Here is a 12,343-nt window from a genome sequence, read left to right as displayed (position 1 = left end):
TATATTGATACCGTTATTTTTGAGGAGGATGGTTACATGTCTTTCAAGGATATACTTTTTTGCAAAGACGGCTCTATCGCAACCATTACCCTGAACCGGCCCGACAGTTTCAACGCTCTCGATTTAAACATATCAAACGAAATCCGCAGCGCCCTGGAGATTTGCAGCTCCGACCGGGAAATAAGGGTTGTAGTGCTTACCGGCAGCGGGAAAGCCTTTTGTTCCGGGGGCGATATAAAATATTTTGAGCAGTTTGCCCGCTCGGATCCCGCTGAACCGGTCCGCCGGGTACTGGAACCCCTGCACAGGATCGTCCTTGAGATCAGGCGGATGCCGAAACCGGTGCTGGCTGTGATAAACGGGTCGGTAGGCGGCGCCGGGATGTCGCTGGCCCTTGCCTGCGACCTGCGGCTCTGCTCCAGCCAGGCAAAATTCAAGCAGGCCTACACCAGCCTCGGGCTGGCGCCAGACGTCGGCTGGAGCATGTGGGTCGGCCTGCTGGCAGGCTTTGCCAGGGCCAGCGAGATGGTTTTCCTCGATCCTGTTTACGATGCGCAACAGGCTTTGGCCATGGGCCTGGTCCACAAAGTGGCCGCGCCGGAGGAACTGCCAGAGGCGGCACGCCAGTGGGCCGAAAAACTGGCTGCCGGCGCCACGCGCTCATTTGCGATCGCCAAGGAAAATTTAAACCAGACCCTGCTGACGCTTTTAGAGCGCCAGCTGGAGGTGGAGCGCCAGGGTGTATTGGACGCGTCCCGGAGCGACGACTACCAGGAAGGTCTGGACGCTTTCCTGAAAAAACGCAAGCCTTTTTTCAAGGGGTCCTGAAAAGCTGGATATTTAATTTTCTAATATAAGCAGTTAATTATAATCAAAGGGGACAACTGGAGGGAAAAATTTTGGACGTATTATCTGCTATCGGCAACACACCGCTTGTTGAATTAAAAATACTCAATAACGGGAGCAAAGTCAGGATATTCGCCAAGCTGGAAGGAAACAACCCGGGCGGCTCAATAAAAGACCGCCCCGCGTATTACATGATCAAGAAAGCTGAAGAATCAGGCGAGCTTACCAGGGGCAAGATTATACTGGAACCCACGTCCGGCAACACCGGCATCGCCATAGCGATGATTGGAGCGGCCAAGGGATACCGGGTCAAGTTGGTAATGCCGGGCTGTGTGAGCGAGGAGAGGAGCCGCATACTTGAGGCTTACGGCGCGGAAGTCCTGCTCACCCCTGCCGAAGAACGCACCGACGGCGCCATCAGGATGGCGCGCAAGATCGTCCAGGAGGAACCTCATAAATATTATATGCCCGACCAGTTTACGAACATAAACAACACCCTTTCCCACTACGAGACTACCGGCCCGGAAATTTTTGCGCAGACGGAAGGGGAAATCGACGTTTTTGTCGCCGGGATGGGCACAACCGGGACCCTGATGGGGACAGGAAGGTACTTAAAAAGCATGAAACCGTCTATAAAAGTGGTCGGGGTGGAACCTTATGTGGGACATGCCATCCAGGGGCTGAAAAATATGGAAGAAGCCATTGTCCCCAAGATATACAAACCCTCGCAGATGGACCTAAAGATCAACGTGGAGGACGACGAGGCCTATGAAACGGCACGACAGCTGGCCACCAAGGAAGGAATTTTTGTGGGCATGTCGAGCGGCGCTGCAGTGGCAGGCGCCCTGCAAATTGCCAGGACCATGGAATCAGGCATTATAGTGACAATACTGCCGGACCGCGGCGACCGTTATCTAAGCACCACCCTTTTCAGGTCAATCTGTGCCGAATGTTCATTTTAGCCTAATAATCTAAAAAGCAACAATACTGAATTTACAAAGTAGACCCGGCTGTAGGTTAGCCGGGTCTTTGTGAAATCTAAGACATCCGTTTTACGGTGTCCGCCTTAATCTGGCCGGAACCCTTGGATACATAAGTTTTACAGCAGGTGGCCATGCAGGAACCGGCCGAGGCCGGAGTCAGCTGTTTGGCCGTGGCCGCGTCAATATGGTCCGGCTGCTTGCTGCCGAATTCATCGGTGGACACCAGGATCTCGTTGGCCTGGCACATATTCCCCTGGTTCCAGTAGTGGCAGTCGTTGACAATGCAGTGGATGTGCTGATTATTCATCAACCTTGCTCAACCCTTTCCTTTTAATTTTGTATTCTCCTGTATTTTTAACAGATAAGAGTTTTTTATTAGTTAAAAATTTTTCTTGATTTGATAAAAATAAAATTATACGAGGAGGGTCCATGTGAAATCTCATACCAAATATCTCTGGTTTAACACCCGCAAAAGGCGCGAATATATCAACGTGACGGGCGAAGTGGAAAATGCGGTTCGTGAAAGCGGCATTCAGGAAGGCATGGTACTGGTGTCGGCTATGCACATTACCGCCGGTGTCTATGTCAATGACGATGAACAGGGGATTATTCATGATATTGACGAGATGCTGGAGAAACTGGCGCCTTACGGCAAGGCCTACCGCCACCACCAGACCGGTGAGGATAACGGGGACGCGCATTTAAAAAGCTTGCTGGTCCACCACCAGGTCATCATACCGGTTACGGGCGGCAGATTGGATTTCGGCCCCTGGCAGCAGGTTTATTATGCCGAGTTTGACGGGCAAAGAAAAAAAAGAGTTGTGATCAAGGTAATGGGTGAATAAGACCGGAAAGTCCCTGTTTATTATGAATCATAGCTATGCTGTATTGAAATAATAACTTAGAATTGAATTTGCCGGTATGGCTGCAGGTGGGGTGCAGGTGGACAAATTGTACAGATCCCGGAAAAACAGGATTATTGCCGGAGTGGCCGGAGGTCTGGCCGAATACTTTGAATTTGACGTGACTCTGGTGCGGTTATTATGGGTACTGGCTGTTTTTGCTGGCGGTGCGGGTGTTTTGGCCTATATTGCCGCTGCTATTATCATTCCCGAAGAAAAAGATACATTCGGATATCCTAAGGCAGAGCAGGGAGAGGCCAGAGTCAAACCAGAAAAGGGTCCGCACGGAGAAACTGCCCGCCGCAATGCCGGTCTCCTGCTGATCGGCCTGGGGATTGTACTTCTCGCGTACGAAATACTGCCCCGGGACTTTATGCGCTATTCATGGCCTCTGCTGTTGATCGCACTGGGGCTTTTCATCGTTTTTAGGGACAGGAAGGGGTCAGGTTGATGAGAATAGGCAATTTTGTAATTGGCCTGGCTTTTATTCTGGCCGGTGTAATAGCTCTATTAATTAACCTCGGCTATGGAACCAGGAATCTTATAACCCAACTGCAAAAAATGTGGCCAATCATAATTATAATAATTGGTATCAGCTTCTTGGGTAATGGAAGGATTCCCCAATGGCTGGGGCTAATAATAATACTGGGTCTGGTAGGGGGAGTTGTGTTTTTATTCATTAACGCTCCCAGGCTGGTTTTTGATTTTAACTGTCAAATCTTTTAAATACCTAAGTGCCGGAGGTTTTGCTGATGAGACCTTACCGCAGGAGTTCCTTTTTGCTCGGCGTCGCGGTTATCGCCCTGGGTGTAATACTGCTTCTCAACAACTTCAATATTATTGATGTCAGCGTGGGTTACCTGTTTGCAACTTACTGGCCGTTGTTGCTTGTGTTCTGGGGTCTGGACCTGCTGATTCCGGCCGAATCGGGGAACCGGCGAAATTCCGGGGCGCTAATTACAGGTTTGGTCCTGGTTGCCCTGGGCCTGCTCGTGATCGGGAACAACCTGGACCTGTATGAATTGGACTTTTCTATATTCTGGAGCTTGTTCTGGCCTGTGGTGATAATTTTAATCGGCTGGAGCCTGTTGAGGGGCACGTCCGGCTCGGGCGGTGTCCACTGGGCTCTTATGAGCGGGATTGAACTGAAGCAAAAAGGCTGGAAACTGGAGGACGGAAGTTTTTTTGCCCTGATGGGCGGTGTCGACATGGACCTGAACGCCGCTGAAATACCTGAGGGAGAGGTCCGTTTAAATGCCACGGCCGTTATGGGCGGCATTAAAATTATCGTGCCGCCGGAGATCACGGTTGATTACGAGGGCACTGCCGTATTGGGCGGCGTGAAGTTTTTCGACGAGGACAGCGGCGGCATTATCGCCACCAGGAAGTCTCAATACAAGGGTGAGCCCGCAAGCGGCACAAAGCTGGTCCTGCGGTGTACCGCAATAATGGGCGGCGTAGAAATAAAACACTAAATGCAAAAACAAATTGACAGGATTAACAGGATTTGCATTGATTAACATGGTTTTAATGATTTAAAAAAGTTTTTTAAATCCCAGAGTGTGGACAAATTAATACAGCAAAGTCAATGATGGTGAAACAGCTGCTCCATTGAGACGTGAGAAATGAGACGTGTGGCGTGAGAGGTGTAGGTGCGGCTTCAGCCGGTTAGCGGAATGGGGACACACCTCTGTTTGGAGCCGGACTCTTAGGCCGAGGAATGTCCCCGATTGGATTGGCGGGATAAATCCCGCCCTACAGAGTAATACCCGGATACTCACGACCCACGCACACGACTTACAACTCAAATATCCCACGTCCCACGACTCATGTCCAACGGCTCAAATGCCAAGCGGATTCAACCATGGAGATATTGTCAACAACCTGGGATAAAAATGTTTTTTAATCCTTTAACCTGTAAATCCTGTCAAAATGTTTACCCGGGAGTTATTTAGCATTACAGGGTTTGTATATATTCTAAGGAGAGAGCATGCAGATTGAGAAGGAGAAAAGCCTGAAACAGGACGTTGCCATAGTCGAATGCCCCGGCTATGACCCGGCAACCGTACAAGAAGCGGTAAACCGGCTGGTTGGGCTTCTCGGGGGATGGGAAAAGTTTGTCAGGCCCGGTGAAAACATTGTTATCAAACCAAACCTGCTGATCAGGAAAAGCCCGGACGAGGCGGTAACAACCCACCCCTCCGTCATTGAGGCGGCAGCCCGCTCAGTGATCGGGGCGGGCGGCAGGGCTGTAATTGCGGAGAGCCCGGGCGGGCCTTTTAATTCCCGGATTTTGCAGTGGGTCTACAAGGGGTGCGGCCTGACCGAAGCGGCTTCCCGCAGCGGGGCCGTCCTTAATTTTAATACAACGGAAACAACAGCCAAAGTCCCCGCCGGAGGCATCGTGGCCGGGGTTACAGTTTTGGAGGAAGTAGCCCGGGCGGACGGGGTCGTTTCCATAAGCAAGCTGAAGACGCATGGTTTAACCAGGATGACCGGAGCTGTTAAGAACCTGTTTGGTGTAATTCCCGGCCTGAAAAAGGCGGAATACCACTGCCGGATGCCCGGAGCGAAAGAATTTTCAGCCATGCTGGTGGACGTCGCCAGGGCTGTTTCGCCGCGCCTGCACCTCATGGACGCGGTGGTAGGCATGGAAGGGGAGGGACCATCCGGTGGTGAGCCTGTCCAGATCGGACTGCTCCTGGGCAGCGCCTGCCCTTTCACGCTGGACCTGGTCGCCTCCGCCCTCGTGGGAATCAGGGCTGAAGAAGTACCCACTATCGCGGTTTCATTTGAAAGGGGTTATATCAGCGGGAATTTATCAGACGTTAGCCTGCTGGGCGACCCGGTTTCCCTGCCCAGGCTGCGTTTTCGCCTGCCTCCTAAAGCCAGGGATTTTGACCTTTTAAAATCCAATACGCACGGCAGGCTGCCGGGGTGGCTGATCAGTTCACTTAACAGGCGGCTTCGCCCCTCCCCCGGGTTTTCCCCGGAAATTTGCATCAGCTGCGGCGAATGCTCCCGCATCTGTCCCGCCGGGGCCATCAGTATGGACAAGAAAACACCGTCGCCCGACCTGGATAAATGCATTCGCTGTTTCTGCTGCCAGGAACTTTGCCCGCAGAGGGCTGTCAAAATCATTAGGCCCTGGCTGGGCCGGGTCCTGTTTAAATAGGGAAGCATTGGGAAGGTTCTTTTAGCTTCCCAGTATAAAGGGAGCCTCAATGTCGGGGAAGCAAAAAAACCGTCCCCCAGCTCCTAGTGTTCAAGTGAGACAGGTGCTTTCTTCAGGCTGCCGACAAATACCCTATGCAAAGCCCATGGTGTTGAACCCGCTTGGCTAATTGTTGTAGGGCCGGCTTCAGCCGGCCAATGTGCGGCTAAAGTCGCACCTGCAATTTTCAAGCTTCACGCGGGAGCGTGTCCATATCAGGGGACAATTTTCGTGACCTATCTCCAGGGTCAAAGCCGTCCACCGAGCGTGTCTTGGGGACGGTTTTGTTGACACGATTACTATTATTAAATCTTGAGACAAAAGCGTGTCAACAGAACTGTCCTCATGACACGATCGAGAGAAAAAGCCTCTTAGAAAGAACTGTCCTTATGACACGGTCCAAAGAACCATCCCCCAGCTTCCTGCGTGAGATGATTAAAAATTTGAGGAGGTTAATAATGCAGCCTCGTTTCAATATGATCTGGTTAATCCTGATTGCCGGGGTGGGTGTGCTTGGCCTGCTGTATGTCTGGTTCACCCTTTTTCCCGGCAAGGCCGCTCCCGATACATTTCTATACTTCAGTGCGGAGCAGGTGGAACGAGGCCGTCAGTACAGCAGGGCTGTCCGCCTGGTCTATATTTTCTCGATTTTCGCCCAGGCCGCTTTCCTGGCCTGGTTTATTTTCACGGGCCGGGCTGCGGCGCTGGCACGGTGGTTGGAGCAAACAGTAGGTGGTGGTTTCTGGAGCAGTCTATTGCTGTTTTTCCTGGTTCTCTGGTTTTTACTGCAGCTTATCAACCTGCCCTTTACGCTTTTCAACAGCTACTACTGGCAGCACTGGTGGGGGTTTTCCACCCAGACCATGGGGTCCTGGTGGAGTGATTATTTTAAGGAGGGCGCTATTAGCCTGGTCCTGTCAGCCGCCGGTGTCCTTATCCTCTTCGGGTTGATGAGCCGCTGGCCCAACGCCTGGTGGCTGGCCGCCGCTGCTTTTCTTTCAGTCTGGATTATTATTCAGACTTTTATCTGGCCGGTGGCGGTTTCCCCTCTGTTCAACCGCTTTACGCCTGCCACAGACCCCGCAGTAACTTCCATGGTCCGGGAACTGGCCGGAAAAGCCGGTCTGCCTGTGGACGAGGTGCTGGTCATGGACGCCAGCAGCCGCACCACCAGGACCAACGCCTATTACGCAGGACTGGGGAGCACCAGGCAGATCGTGCTGTATGACACCCTGTTATCAGCATACCCGCTGAACGAAGTGCAAGCGGTGGTGGCCCATGAAATGGCTCATTGGCAGAAAGGGCACATAATTCAGGGCATGACCCTGGGGATAATTGGCAACTTCATCCTATGGTACCTTTTGTTTTTGCTGCTGCGTGTGACCGTCCCGAATGTAACGCGCAGCCCGGTTACCTGGTCAGTAATACTGCTTTTCTTTTTGATTACTTCTTTCGCCGGAAGCCCCCTGCAGAACTATATATCCCGTCGCATGGAAACAGAAGCTGACCGGACCTCCGTGATGCTTACCGGGGACGTCCCGGCCGCTGTGCGCCTGGAAATAGACCTGGCCGCCGGCAACCTCTCCGACGTGGCCCCGGCCCCCTTCGTGCAGTGGTTCAGCTACAGCCACCCGCCCGCCCTGACCAGGATTAAAACAATTGAGCAGGCCGGTAAAGCATTATAAAAAAATCATACTCCACACATGGTCTAACTTCCACCGTACCTGCTCACAACCCTACCCGTGACTTTCCCGTAAGAATATTGAAAAAAATGACAATGCTATGTAGGAATTTGAAACAAAAGGCAGAAGTATACAACTCAGTTACCATTATCCATTATTAATATTTAGGATTGGCTCTTCCCCGGCGCCGAGCCAGGCCGTCATTTGCACGAGCGATCAGTACAAAAGATATTTGAGCAGGCGCAAGAGAAAGCCGGCATCAAGAAAGATGTTTCGGTTCACACTCTCCGGCATTCTTTTGCTACTCACTTGCTGGAAGCCGGTACTGATTTGCGATATATACAGGAATTGCTCGGGCATCAAAGTTCCAAAACCACTGAAATATACACCCATGTCAGTGAGCGCCATATAGGAAGAATCCAAAGCCCCTTGGACAGTCTGATTACCAGGCAAAAAAGCAACAGGAAGGACATACCTACATAAGCAGATATTCACGAACTAGTTCGTTTAACACCCCAGTATTAGAGGGATTCACGAACTTTTTAGTGCGCGAATCCACAAGTTAAATGAAATTGGTCGCAAAGACCGTGCAGTCCTGGCGCGGATTAAGACACAAGTAGTCATGGAAAATAAAGGAGACAAATAATGGTACTTGGAAAAATATTATCATCGAAAACGATAAATATTGAAAGTGGTATCAGAGAGCAACTAAATAAACCAGTAATATATTACAAATTAGAGGAAAAAGGTTCATTTGGAAAGTGCGGTCAAGATGAAACTAATTACTATATTTGGCTTGATGAGAACTTACCACAATATGAATTTGAAGTTAACTTAGTACATGAATTATTACACTTATGTCAAATGCAAAGGGATTTACCTGATACAAGGGCAATTAATGTTGATGCTGAAGGAGAGAATGCTTTTGCGTGTTCAATTAATGCATTAATTCTAGATTTAGAAGTAGAAGATAAGTTAAAACGAATATATGAATTAGATTCATTATATTTTTCGCAAACTAGACTAAAACAAATGCAATTCATTAGAAATACTGGCTTTAAAGGCTTTGCAAACAATGATTTCTTGCAGAAATACTCAGCAATAAGACTAGCGTTATACGCATATGTAGCACCAGCTGATTTATCAGCAAAAATGCATGACTGTTTTTCAAAAAGATTTCCAAAAGTTGTTATCATGGCAAAGAAAATTCAATCGTTTTTGTCAGTAGACTTTAATGAGAATGACAATATTTTTAATACTATGAAATCAGTAATTGAATATCTAAATATTGGGGATCATGTGAAGATCTGCTATAATAACACAAGCTATTTATATTGTTCTCGGAGTAAAGAATGGTTAAGTGAAGAAGCAATGTAAAAAACAAGTTATAACAATAATATAAGGGGTCGACGTCCTGTCGCCCTCTGAATATGGGGACGACCAACTTCATTTAACAGAGTATTGCCGAAACTTTGCACAGATCAATGTGGTTGTGACGCTTCGGCAATACTCGGGACGTTATATGACACGGTACGCAGCGGGTCGGGAGCTTATGAGTCTCTTTTTTATAGATGTGATTTTCAGGTCGAGGGTATTACGGAAAGAAAGAGCTAAGAATATCCCTTGTAATAGAGTTCTCAGCCCTTTGTGATAACTTAATGATTATAATTAGTATAATCAGCCGACTTTATTACTAGCTTTTTCTTTTACTGGTACCCAAATTTCGCTATATACATTTTCTAATGTACCATTTTTCTTTACGAAAGTAATTCCAGGTAACTCGACTAATTCATAATCCGAAGAAGGCAACCATTCAGTAAAAATCTTTGCACTAGTTTCTTGAACGGTTGCAGGAAATGATCCTTGATTAGGAAAAATAGCCCATAAACTTTCTTCAACTGAAATTTGCTTTAAATCATTGAAGGTGTTTTCTTTTGTCGTTGCAAAACCCATCATATATGAAAAGTAGTCTTTTTCTTCCAAGTTATCTTCATCAAAGTGAAAACCTACTTGCAGTATTTGTTGAGGATATAAATCACCTAATTGACTCATTTCATTTCTTTGTTGTTCGGTAATTGACTTGGCCAATTCTGTAACAGCTTTTTTAACATCTTCGGGTTGTCGGGGCACTCTTGTAAATACCCCCACAATATTGAACTTTTCTTTCTTTTCAATTTTAAATTCCACCGATATTCCTCCTTTAATTTCTAAATGAAAGGAAAGTTTAGGGAAAGATTTTTGAATGTTATTATGAGCGACATCTGAGGGCAGAAAACCACTCCATTCTCGAAACGCTCTTGAAAATCCCTCTAAAGATTGATAGCAATATTTATAGGCAACATCTGTCACTTTTGCTCCTCTTATTAATTCATCATTCGCAACGGATAATCTTCTATTTTTGATGTACTCACTCAATGACATTCCGGCCATATACGAGAACATTCTTTTAAAATGATAATCAGATACTCCTACAATTTTTGATATATCTTTTCCAGAGATTTCTTCCGTTAAATGTGTTTCAATGTAATCCATTAAATTATTGAATTCTTTTAACATTCGTTTCCCTCCTTTGCAAATACATTTTATCGTAAAAATTTGATATCCACTCGATATTTATTATACGGAATATATCGGAGAGTCAATTCCTTTTAAAAACCCGGGGACATTTCCGGAGCCTGCCCAGGCTTGTCCTGCTGTCGGCTGCTCTGTCGCGACATTGCTTCTGCTACTAGGTTTTTTCCTGAGAAGCGGCATGGATTATTTTCTTGAAGGTGAAGTAAATAACGCAAAAATTACCGCTATGAATTGAAAGCGGAACCAGTGCCAATGAAACCTTTCTTGAGAACTCATAACTTCACAAAAACCTTAATATGGGAAACGAGATCATTCGGAGGGGCACAAGGAGTGTGGCAGTTGTACAGGCTAGGCTTCGGGGGCGCACCGCATCATATAACAGAGAAGTCCCGCAACTTAGAATAGATGAGTGTAGTATGACGCTGCGGGACTTCTCAGAACGTTATACGACATATCGTGCAAAGGCCGCACCGTCCTGGCGCGGACGTAATAATTATAGTTTTTATTCGTAGTTTTAAGATATAGTGATGATATGAAGGATGGTGCATGAGTTTGGAACAAATCTTATTTGAATCAAGAATGAATTTTCGAAATTGGTTATCTAACAATTGTACCACTAGTAATGGAATTTGGTTGGTATTCAGTAAACAAGCTAGTATTAAAACGCTTAAGGCTAGTGAAGCTCTTGAAGAAGCACTATGTTTTGGTTGGATTGACGGACAAATGCAAAGCATTGACGAAACAAAGTACTTAAAATACTTTTCAATAAGAAGAAAAGGAAGTAAATGGTCAGACAAAAATAAAAATCTGGTAAGAGAGCTTGAATCTAAAGGGTTAATGACTGATTTTGGCCGAATAAAAGTTGAAGAAGCAAAGAAAAATGGAATGTGGGATGCCCCAAAGTCGACACCTATTTCAGAAGAGAACGTACAAATGTTTACAGAACTAATAAAAGGCAAGGAACCAGCATTCACAAATTTTCAGGCTATGTCGTTTTCTGTTAGAAAAAACTATACTGGGCTATATTTGGAAGCTAAATCTGATGATGCAAAAAAAAGAAGGTTAGAGAAAATAATAGATAGGCTGAATTTAAATTTAAAACCAATGTAGTAAAATCTCCGAGGGGAATTAAAGGAAATTTCGGTGAGTATGTTTTTAAATAGTTTTAGATATAAGGAATGTTTAGAGTATTAACAATAAAAAGTTATGAAAGAAGTAAATACTTAGGAATTATTTGAATAGCGATTTGATGCTCTCTGCTAATATTTTAGGCCGCGCCGTCCAGGCGCGGGTTGTGTAAGTAGGTTTGAAGGATATTTTGATTTAAAGTTCCAGTTATTTATATAATGTGGTTATAGCAATCAAGTGAAAGAAGGCCTAAAAATGAACACAGATGTCTCGATTAGGATGGCAACAGAGGCTGACGCAGAAGAAATTTTGAAAATTTATTCCCCCTATGTTACGGATACTGCCATCACTTTTGAATATGACATACCGTCTGTTGCTGAGTTTTCACAGCGAATTAAAGACACATTGCAGATGTATCCCTACATCGTTGCTTTGGAAGAGAAGCGCATTGTTGGCTATGCATATGCATCGGCGTTTAAAGAACGTGCGGCATATAATTGGGCCGTTGAAACTACCGTGTATCTGAAGCAAGATTGCAGAGGTAAAGGCTTGGGCAAAAAGCTATATCTTACTTTGGAGGATATCCTTAAGCGCCAGAACATTATCAACCTGAATGCCTGTATTGCATATACATCTATTGAGGATGTACATCTCTACAATACAAGCACAGCTTTTCATGAACATTTAGGTTTTACAAAGGTAGCCCACTTTACGAAATGCGGCTATAAATTCGGCACCTGGTACGATATGATCTGGATGGAAAAGATGCTTGGAGAGCATCCAGACGCGCCTGATCCGGTTATTCCAATTGCAGAAATTGAAGTATTAAGAACATGACTCTAAGTTTAAAATTACGAAGATGTACAGTATGAGCATAATATGATGTATATAATGCTCCCCTTGTAAAGAACACGGATTTAAAAATTTAAGTTTTCTCCTTCCCGTGTTAGTTTGTTGGTAAATATCAAGCAGCTTCATTGAGCTTGCTTTTGAGGTAGTAGTCAACTGGGCAGG

General features: G+C 46.3%; 13 protein-coding genes and 1 pseudogene. 12 read left to right on the top strand and 2 right to left on the bottom strand.

Features of this window, described 5'->3' with window-relative positions:
* Positions 1 to 36: 36 nt before the first annotated feature.
* Both ACOBQJ_RS11030 and ACOBQJ_RS11025 read left to right on the top strand, forming a co-directional pair.
* Complete coding sequence (locus ACOBQJ_RS11030; RefSeq protein ID WP_421071820.1) at positions 37 to 828, top strand: enoyl-CoA hydratase/isomerase family protein; 792 nt, start codon at positions 37 to 39, stop codon at positions 826 to 828.
* 71 nt (positions 829 to 899) lie between these two features.
* Positions 900 to 1,808 carry a PLP-dependent cysteine synthase family protein gene (locus tag ACOBQJ_RS11025; protein WP_421071819.1) on the top strand — a complete coding sequence of 303 codons (909 nt, stop codon included), beginning with the start codon at positions 900 to 902 and terminating at the stop codon, positions 1,806 to 1,808.
* A gap of 76 nt (positions 1,809 to 1,884) precedes the next feature.
* Here the strand turns inward: ACOBQJ_RS11025 and ACOBQJ_RS11020 are convergent, their stop codons facing one another.
* Positions 1,885 to 2,136 (bottom strand): DUF1540 domain-containing protein, encoded by a 252-nt coding sequence (locus ACOBQJ_RS11020; RefSeq protein WP_421071955.1) that lies wholly within the window; start codon positions 2,134 to 2,136, stop codon positions 1,885 to 1,887.
* A 124-nt stretch (positions 2,137 to 2,260) separates the two neighbouring features.
* Between ACOBQJ_RS11020 and ACOBQJ_RS11015 the strand changes: the two genes are divergently transcribed.
* From ACOBQJ_RS11015 to ACOBQJ_RS10980, 8 genes and pseudogenes are all read left to right on the top strand, one after another.
* On the top strand, positions 2,261 to 2,674 hold the full coding sequence (locus tag ACOBQJ_RS11015) for a secondary thiamine-phosphate synthase enzyme YjbQ (protein WP_421071818.1): 414 nt from the start codon (positions 2,261 to 2,263) through the stop codon (positions 2,672 to 2,674).
* 97 nt (positions 2,675 to 2,771) lie between these two features.
* On the top strand, positions 2,772 to 3,182 hold the full coding sequence (locus ACOBQJ_RS11010) for a PspC domain-containing protein (protein ID WP_421071817.1): 411 nt from the start codon (positions 2,772 to 2,774) through the stop codon (positions 3,180 to 3,182).
* On the top strand, positions 3,182 to 3,457 hold the full coding sequence (locus tag ACOBQJ_RS11005; protein WP_421071816.1) for a LiaI-LiaF-like domain-containing protein: 276 nt from the start codon (positions 3,182 to 3,184) through the stop codon (positions 3,455 to 3,457). The genes ACOBQJ_RS11010 and ACOBQJ_RS11005 overlap by 1 nt, the downstream gene beginning before the upstream one ends.
* 26 nt (positions 3,458 to 3,483) lie before the next feature.
* On the top strand, positions 3,484 to 4,206 hold the full coding sequence (locus ACOBQJ_RS11000) for a LiaF domain-containing protein (RefSeq protein WP_421071815.1): 723 nt from the start codon (positions 3,484 to 3,486) through the stop codon (positions 4,204 to 4,206).
* Between the two features lie 515 nt (positions 4,207 to 4,721).
* Complete coding sequence (locus tag ACOBQJ_RS10995) at positions 4,722 to 5,906, top strand: DUF362 domain-containing protein (RefSeq protein WP_421071814.1); 1,185 nt, start codon at positions 4,722 to 4,724, stop codon at positions 5,904 to 5,906.
* 497 nt (positions 5,907 to 6,403) lie between these two features.
* Positions 6,404 to 7,630 carry a M48 family metallopeptidase gene (locus ACOBQJ_RS10990; RefSeq protein WP_421071813.1) on the top strand — a complete coding sequence of 409 codons (1,227 nt, stop codon included), beginning with the start codon at positions 6,404 to 6,406 and terminating at the stop codon, positions 7,628 to 7,630.
* Between the two features lie 177 nt (positions 7,631 to 7,807).
* Positions 7,808 to 8,110, top strand: a pseudogene (locus ACOBQJ_RS10985) (tyrosine-type recombinase/integrase); the annotation flags it as partial.
* Positions 8,111 to 8,272: 162 nt separating this feature from the next.
* A complete protein-coding gene (locus ACOBQJ_RS10980) occupies positions 8,273 to 9,004 on the top strand; it encodes a hypothetical protein (RefSeq protein WP_421071812.1) in 732 nt (243 codons plus the stop codon).
* Positions 9,005 to 9,304: 300 nt separating this feature from the next.
* Here ACOBQJ_RS10980 and ACOBQJ_RS10975 read toward each other — a convergent pair whose 3' ends face one another.
* A complete protein-coding gene (locus ACOBQJ_RS10975) occupies positions 9,305 to 10,183 on the bottom strand; it encodes an AraC family transcriptional regulator (RefSeq protein WP_421071811.1) in 879 nt (292 codons plus the stop codon).
* Positions 10,184 to 10,747: 564 nt separating this feature from the next.
* Here ACOBQJ_RS10975 and ACOBQJ_RS10970 point away from each other — a divergent pair.
* Positions 10,748 to 11,311, top strand: coding sequence for a YdeI/OmpD-associated family protein (locus ACOBQJ_RS10970; protein ID WP_421071810.1), 564 nt, complete (start codon positions 10,748 to 10,750; stop codon positions 11,309 to 11,311).
* A 273-nt stretch (positions 11,312 to 11,584) separates the two neighbouring features.
* On the top strand, positions 11,585 to 12,166 hold the full coding sequence (locus ACOBQJ_RS10965; protein WP_421071809.1) for a GNAT family N-acetyltransferase: 582 nt from the start codon (positions 11,585 to 11,587) through the stop codon (positions 12,164 to 12,166).
* Positions 12,167 to 12,343 lie beyond the last annotated feature (177 nt).

This window comes from Pelotomaculum propionicicum (assembly GCF_048984525.1).
In the GTDB taxonomy this organism is placed as follows: Bacteria; Bacillota; Desulfotomaculia; order Desulfotomaculales; family Pelotomaculaceae; genus Syntrophopropionicum; species Syntrophopropionicum propionicicum_A.
Note: the sequence above shows the minus strand (reverse complement) of the source record. Positions and strands in the feature narration are given on the sequence as shown.

Coding starts and splice junctions, on each gene's coding strand:
- ACOBQJ_RS11000 (WP_421071815.1), top strand. CDS start 3,484: ATGAGACCTTACCGCAGGAGTTCCTTTTTGCTCGGCGTCGCGGTTATC.
- ACOBQJ_RS10965 (WP_421071809.1), top strand. CDS start 11,585: ATGAACACAGATGTCTCGATTAGGATGGCAACAGAGGCTGACGCAGAA.
- ACOBQJ_RS11020 (WP_421071955.1), bottom strand. CDS start 2,136: ATGAATAATCAGCACATCCACTGCATTGTCAACGACTGCCACTACTGG.
- ACOBQJ_RS11005 (WP_421071816.1), top strand. CDS start 3,182: ATGAGAATAGGCAATTTTGTAATTGGCCTGGCTTTTATTCTGGCCGGT.
- ACOBQJ_RS10995 (WP_421071814.1), top strand. CDS start 4,722: ATGCAGATTGAGAAGGAGAAAAGCCTGAAACAGGACGTTGCCATAGTC.
- ACOBQJ_RS11030 (WP_421071820.1), top strand. CDS start 37: ATGTCTTTCAAGGATATACTTTTTTGCAAAGACGGCTCTATCGCAACC.
- ACOBQJ_RS10975 (WP_421071811.1), bottom strand. CDS start 10,183: ATGTTAAAAGAATTCAATAATTTAATGGATTACATTGAAACACATTTA.
- ACOBQJ_RS10970 (WP_421071810.1), top strand. CDS start 10,748: ATGAGTTTGGAACAAATCTTATTTGAATCAAGAATGAATTTTCGAAAT.
- ACOBQJ_RS10980 (WP_421071812.1), top strand. CDS start 8,273: ATGGTACTTGGAAAAATATTATCATCGAAAACGATAAATATTGAAAGT.
- ACOBQJ_RS10990 (WP_421071813.1), top strand. CDS start 6,404: ATGCAGCCTCGTTTCAATATGATCTGGTTAATCCTGATTGCCGGGGTG.